Annotated in this window: 1 protein-coding gene; it reads right to left on the bottom strand. The window is 46.1% G+C overall.

Annotation, left to right across the window (positions count from 1 at the left end; all coding sequences use genetic code 11):
• Nucleotides 1–282: YPDG domain-containing protein (locus HUK49_RS10860; protein ID WP_191913695.1), on the bottom strand; the 282-nt coding region annotated here is incomplete at both ends.

Genomic DNA, 282 nt, shown 5'->3' on the forward strand with positions numbered 1-282 from the left:
TACTGTTACTTTGACTGGTGTTTCCTCACTTGATCCATCTGGATATGTTACCTTCACTGGAATATCTACTGATGTTCCTGGTGTCGCATCCGCCGGTGGCGTTACTGTTACTGTTCCATTATCTGGATCTACTTCCGCTGTCCAGCCTTCTGGAATACCTGCTGGTGGTATCTCAAATGTTGTTCCTGGTGGTACATTTGGATCTTTCGTTTGTGGCACTTCCACTGGTACGTTCGGTTTTGTATGTCCTTCTTCGTATCCTGGATCGTGGTTACCACTATC

Source organism: Limosilactobacillus portuensis (genome assembly GCF_014838735.1).
Lineage (GTDB): Bacteria > Bacillota > Bacilli > Lactobacillales > Lactobacillaceae > Limosilactobacillus > Limosilactobacillus portuensis.